The sequence below is a fragment of the Corynebacterium sp. MSK008 genome, from assembly GCF_030232585.1.
GTDB lineage: Bacteria > Actinomycetota > Actinomycetes > Mycobacteriales > Mycobacteriaceae > Corynebacterium.
On the sequence record NZ_JASPJX010000027.1, the window covers coordinates 1 to 946 of the forward strand.

1 rRNA gene is annotated in these 946 nt (G+C 53.8%); it reads left to right on the forward strand.

The window, feature by feature from the left end:
- Positions 1-946, forward strand: a 23S ribosomal RNA gene (locus QP996_RS11720); the annotation flags it as partial.

The following is a 946-nucleotide window of genomic DNA, read 5'->3' on the forward strand; positions in this document are numbered from 1 at the left end:
GATGGTTAACGGGTTGATATTCCCGTACCCGTATGTGCGCGCCCAGTATCGAAGCGGTGAGACTAACCACCCTGATCCGCTGGCCGTTGCCACTTTTCGAAGTGGTTGGTTGGTGGTGATGCGTGGGGCCTGATCCGTTGTAGGTCAGTGATGGGGTGACGCAGTGAGGTAGCTAAGCCGCTTATTGGATTGCGGTGCAAGCGTGTGGCACGACAACATTGGTCAAATCCGGTTGTCATATGTGTGAGGCGTGATGCGTAGCCCTTTTGTGGGTGATGTTGGTGATCCTGGACTGCCGAGAAAAGCCTCTAGCGATGTGCATGTACGGCCCGTACCCATAACCGACACAGGTGGTCAGGTAGAAAATACTAAGGCGAGCGGGTGAACTGTGGTTAAGGAACTCGGCAAAATGCCCCCGTAACTTCGGGAGAAGGGGGACCACAACCGGTGACACACCTTTCGTGTTGAGCTGGTTGGGGTCGCAGAGAAGAGAGGGGAGCGACTGTTTATCAAAAACACAGGTCCGTGCGAAGACGGTGAAGTTGATGTATACGGACTGACGCCTGCCCGGTGCTGGAAGGTTAAGAGGACCTGTTAGACCCTTTGTGGGTCGAAGCGGAGAATTTAAGCCCCAGTAAACGGCGGTGGTAACTATAACCATCCTAAGGTAGCGAAATTCCTTGTCGGGTAAGTTCCGACCTGCACGAATGGCGTAACGACTCCCCTGCTGTCTCAACCACAGGCCCGGTGAAATTGCAGTACGAGTAAAGATGCTCGTTTCGCGCGGCAGGACGAAAAGACCCCGGGACCTTCACTATAGCTTGGTATTGGCATTCGGTGCGGTTTGTGTAGGATAGGTGGGAGACGTTGAAGCATGCACGCCAGTGTGTGTGGAGTCGTTGTTGAAATACCACTCTGACCGTAGTGGATATCTAACCTTGGCCCA